General features: G+C 71.0%; 4 protein-coding genes. All 4 read left to right on the forward strand.

The window, feature by feature from the left end; genetic code table 11:
- Positions 1 to 934: GDP-mannose 4,6-dehydratase (locus VIR15_RS13125; protein ID WP_331928310.1), on the forward strand; the 934-nt coding region annotated here is incomplete at its 5' end.
- A complete protein-coding gene (locus VIR15_RS13130; RefSeq protein ID WP_331928312.1) occupies positions 931 to 2,142 on the forward strand; it encodes a DegT/DnrJ/EryC1/StrS family aminotransferase in 1,212 nt (403 codons plus the stop codon). The genes VIR15_RS13125 and VIR15_RS13130, both read left to right, overlap by 4 nt.
- Positions 2,143 to 2,182: 40 nt before the next feature.
- Complete coding sequence (locus VIR15_RS13135; RefSeq protein ID WP_331928314.1) at positions 2,183 to 4,057, forward strand: Na+/H+ antiporter; 1,875 nt, start codon at positions 2,183 to 2,185, stop codon at positions 4,055 to 4,057.
- A gap of 32 nt (positions 4,058 to 4,089) precedes the next feature.
- The coding region (locus tag VIR15_RS13140; protein ID WP_331928316.1) for a pyridoxal-phosphate-dependent aminotransferase family protein at positions 4,090 to 5,056 on the forward strand (967 nt) is incomplete at its 3' end.

A 5,056-nucleotide genomic window follows, 5' to 3' on the forward strand; every position in this document is an offset into this window, starting at 1 on the left:
GCTGCTTGCTGACGGCGCGCAGGTGCGGGCGTTCTGCCTCTACAACTCCAACGGTTCCCTGGGGTGGCTGGACCAGAGCGACGTCTTCGCGCAGGCGCTGCGGGACGGGCAGGCCGAGGTCGTCCTCGGCGACATCCGCGACCCGGAGCACGTCGCCGCGTCCGTCGAGGGCGCCGACGTCGTCCTGCACCTCGCCGCGCTCATCGCGATCCCGTTCTCCTACGTGGCGCCGCGGTCCTACGTCGAGACGAACGTCATCGGCACGCTCAACGTCCTGGAGGCGGTGCGGCGGCACGGGACGCCGCGGATGGTCAACACCTCGACGTCGGAGGTCTACGGCACGCCCGAACAGGTGCCGATCACCGAGTCGCACCCCCTGCGAGGGCAGTCGCCCTACTCGGCGACGAAGATCGCCGCCGACAAGCTGTGCGAGTCGTATGCGCTGTCCTTCCAGACGCCCGTCATGACGCTGCGGCCGTTCAACACGTTCGGTCCGCGCCAGTCGGCCCGGGCGGTCATCCCTACCGTCCTGTCACAGCTGCTCGCCGGCGCTGACGAGGTGCGCCTGGGCGACGTCACGCCGAAGCGCGACTTCACCTTCGTCACCGACACGGCCGACGGCTTCATCCGGGCTGCGCTCACCAACGTGGCCCCGGGCACGACGATCCAGCTCGGCACCGGGCGAACCGTGTCGATCGGCGCGGTCGTCGACCTGTGCCGGACCGTCACTGGCAGCACGGCCGAGATCGTGACCGAGCAGGCGCGGATCCGTCCGGAGGGGTCCGAGGTGCAGGTCCTCCTGTCGGACCCGACGCGTGCCAACGACGTGCTCGGCTGGGCGCCTGTGGTGTCCCTCGAGGAGGGCCTGGCCCGGACGGCCGAGTGGCTCCGGCCTCGCGTCGACCTCGAGACGGCTGCGCGGTACCACCGATGACGCCCCCGATGACTGGGCGGCTCGAGGCCGGTGGGGGAGCGCGCGAGGCGCACGCCCCGGGTGCGCGCGTCGCCGGGACGATCCCGCTCGCGGTGCCCAACATCGGCGCGCTCGAGCGCCACTACGTGGTCGAGGCCGTGGAGTCCGGCTACGTGTCGTCCGTGGGTCCCTTCGTGGCCGAGTTCGAGGACCGCTTCGCCCACCGGGTTGGGGCCCGGCATGCAGTGGCGTGCGCCACCGGCACGGCCGCGATCCACATCGGTCTCATCCTGCTCGGGGTGGAGCGCGGCGATGAGGTGTTCTGCTCCGACTTCACCTTCGTCGGGTCGGTCAACCCCATCGCCTACCTCGGCGCCCGGCCGGTGTTCGTCGACTCCGAGACCCGGACGTGGAACCTCGACCCAGCGCTCCTCGGGGGCGAGCTCGACCGTCGCGCCTCGGCGGGGGAGCCGCTGCCCAAGGTCGTCGAGGTGGTCCACGTGCTCGGCCAGCCCGCTCAGATGGAACCCATTGTCGACGCGTGCTCGCGGCACGGCGTCGCCGTCCTCGAGGACGCGGCGGAGTCGCTCGGGGCTGGCTGGTCGGCGGGCCGGTTCTCCGGGAAGCACACGGGGACCGTCGGGCGGGTCGGCTGCTTCTCCTTCAACGGCAACAAGATCGCGACGACGGGTGGCGGCGGCATGATCGTCACCGACGACGACGAGCTGGCTGCGCGGGCCCGGCACCTCACGACGCAGGCGAAGGTGCCCGATGTGGGCTACCTCCATGACGAGGTCGGCTACAACTACCGCCTGACCAACATCGCAGCCGGTCTCGGGCTCGCGCAGCTGGAGCGGCTGGACGACTTCGTGGCCGCGAAGCACCGCATCGCTGAGCGCTACGACGAGGCGCTCAAGGGACTGCCCCTCGACCTGCCGCCGCGGGTGGCCGGCCTTGACGCGACGTACTGGCTCTACTCGGTACTCGTCGGTGAGGCGTCCGGCCGGGGCCGGGACGACCTGCTGGCCCACCTGGACGACCACGGGGTCGGAGCGAGAGCCCTGTGGCGCCCACTACACGCGCAGCCGCCCTTCGCCGAGACCCCCGTCCTGGGTGGCGGGGTCGGCGACGACCTGTTCCACAGGGGGCTCTCGCTGCCCTGCTCAACCGACCTCACCGAGCGCGACCAGCAGCACGTCATCGACGCTGTGCACTCCTTCTTCGCCTGACCGACGCGGCATCAGGCTGGCGCTGCGGCAGGATGGCGCTGTGGAGATCGCCATCGGGCTGCTCGCAGTTGCTGCCACGGTGCTGGTGGGCGCCTGGGTGTCCGAGCGGACCGGACTGCCCACGCCGCTGGTGCTCATCCTCGTCGGGATCATCGGTTCCTACCTGCCGTTCGTCCCCGAGGTGACCCTGAGCCCCGAGGTCGTGCTCTTCGGCGTGCTGCCCCCGTTGCTCTACGCCGCCGCGATCCAGACCTCGCTCGTCGACTTCCGGGCCAACCGGGCAGCGATCCTCATGCTCTCCGTCGGGCTCGTCCTGTTCACGGCCCTCGGTGTCGGGTTCTTCCTGTGGTGGCTTCTCGGCCTGCCCTTCGCCGTCGCCTTCGCCGTCGGCGCGATCGTGGCACCCCCTGACGCCGTCGCGGCAACCGCCGTCGGGCGCCAGATCGGACTGCCACGGCGGATCGTCTCCATCCTCGAGGGAGAGTCGCTCGTCAACGATGCGACCGCCCTCGTGTCGCTGCGCACCGCGCTGGCCGCGGCGGGCCTCGTGGCGAGCGCGACGGGCGAGGTGACCTTCGGCGGCGTGGTGGTCGACTTCCTGCGAGCGGTCCTCGGCGGGGTCGCGGTCGGACTGCTCGTCGCCGTCATCGTCGACCAGGTCCGCAAGCGGATCAGCAACGACGCGACCTTCGACACCGTGCTGTCCTTCATGGCGCCGTTTGCCGCCTACGTCCCGGCTGAAAACCTGCATGCCTCCGGTGTCATTGCCGTCGTCACGACTGGACTCGTCCTCGGGCACAGATCACCTCGATCGCAGCCGGGCGCCTCGCGCCTCTCGGAACGGATCAACTGGCGCTCGGTCCAGTTCCTGCTCGAGAACGCCGTCTTCCTGCTCATCGGCCTGCAGGCCTTCCATGTGCTCAACCGCGTGCGCGAGTCGGAGCTGTCCACCGGCACGATCACGGCCGCAGCGCTCGGCACCCTCGTCGTCGTGCTCCTGCTCCGTCCGGCGTGGGTCTTCCCGTTCAAGGCGCTGACGCGGCGCCACCATCCGGAGCGTGGACGCTGGGCGGCCGCGGCGGTCATCTCGTGGGCCGGCATGCGTGGCGTGGTCACCCTCGCCGCCGCCCAGCTGCTGCCGGCCGCGACGCCGCACCGGGACGTGCTCATCCTCATCGCCGTGGTCGTCACCATCGGGACTCTGCTCCTCCAGGGAACGACGCTGCCGGCCCTCGCCCGGCGCCTCGGCGTCCGGGGCCCCAACCCGCGAGAGGACGCCCTGCAGGCCGCGACCATCATGTCGGCGGCGACCCGCGCGGGCCTCGCTGTGCTCGACTCGGAGACGAACATCGACGAGGAGACCCGGAAGGCGTTGCGCGAACGGTCGGAGGACCGGGTGAACCAGCTGTGGGAGCGGCTCGGACGACGGGGTGCCGACGTGTCGGAAACGCCGAGCGAGCAGTACCGCCGGGTGCGGATGAAGATGCTCGACGCCGAGCGGGAGGCCGTCCTCGTCCTGCGTGATGAGGGCCGGGCCGTGCACGAGGTCCTCCGGGTGGTGTTGGCGGCCCTCGACCTCGAGGAGACGATGCTCGACCGCGTCGAGGATCACGAGGAGCGCCTGCGCGACCAGATGCTGCCGGTGGAGGCCATCGAGGCGCCGTGCGAGCACCTCCAGGGCGCCGATCTGACGACGGACGTCGCCTCCCCTGGAGTGTGCGCCGAGTGTCATGTGGCCGGCACGTCGTGGGTGCACCTTCGGCTCTGCCTGGTATGCGGCCACGTCGGCTGCTGCAACTCGTCGCAGGGACGGCACGCCGACTCGCACTTCCGCGAGACCGGGCACCCCGTGATGCGCAGCATCGAGCCGGGTGAGTCGTGGCGCTGGTGCTACGTCGACGAGGTGCTCGGCTGACTGCGACGGTGAGCTGACCCTAGGTTGGGTCCATGGAACTCCCTCATCCTGATGTCGACCCCGGCGGCCTCCTCGAGTACTCCGTCGTCTTCACGGACCGCTCGCTGAACCACATGTCCCAGCGGTTCATCGGGGTCATGCAGGACATCGTCGACGTGCTGCGGACGACCCACCACGCGGAGGGCGTTGCCGTCGTGCCGGGCGGCGGCACCTACGCCATGGAGGCGGTGGCGCGGCAGCTCGTCACCGGGCGTCGGGTGCTGGCCATCCGCACCGGCTTCTTCTCGTACCGCTGGTCCCAGATCATCGAGGCCGGGTCGATGACGAAGGACGTCACCGTGTGCAAGGCGCGCCCGGACGGCCCGGCACGTGACGCCGCATGGTCACCCGCCCCGGTGGACGAGGTCGTCGAGGCGATCCGGCGGGAGCGGCCTGACGTCGTCCTGGCCGCGCACGTCGAGACGGCGGCGGGCCTGCTCCTGCCGGACGACTACGTGGAGGCTGTGGCCGCGGCGACGCACGAGGCCGGCGGCCTCTTCGTCCTGGACGCCATCGCGTCGGGTGCGCTGTGGGTCGACATGGGCGCGGCCGGCGTCGACGTCCTCATCAGCGCGCCGCAGAAGGGCTGGAGCGGCACGCCGGGCGCGGGCTACGTCATGCTCGGGGACCGGGGGCGAGCTGCAGTCGAGGCGTCCAGCTCCACCAGCTTCGCGGCGGACCTGAAGAAGTGGCTCTCGATCACCGACGGCTACGTCGAGGGCCGTGCGGCCTATCACGCGACCATGCCCACCGATGGCTTGGCGCGCAATGCGGCAATCATGCGCGAGAGCCAGGCTCGTGGCATGGAGTCCCTGCGCGCGGCCCAGCTCGATCTCGGCAGCAAGGTCCGGGGACTGCTCGCCGAACGGGGCTTCCGGTCGGTCGCTGCCGAAGGCTACGAGGCACCTGGAGTCGTCGTGGTGCACACGGACGACCCCGGCCTCCAGTCGGGCGCCACGT

It is taken from the genome of Intrasporangium sp., assembly GCF_036566125.1.
Taxonomy (GTDB): Bacteria; Actinomycetota; Actinomycetes; order Actinomycetales; family Dermatophilaceae; genus Intrasporangium.

What these genes read in the sequence shown, in the direction of transcription:
- VIR15_RS13130 (WP_331928312.1), top strand. Translation starts at nt 931, where the DNA reads ATGACGCCCCCGATGACTGGGCGGCTCGAGGCCGGTGGGGGAGCGCGC.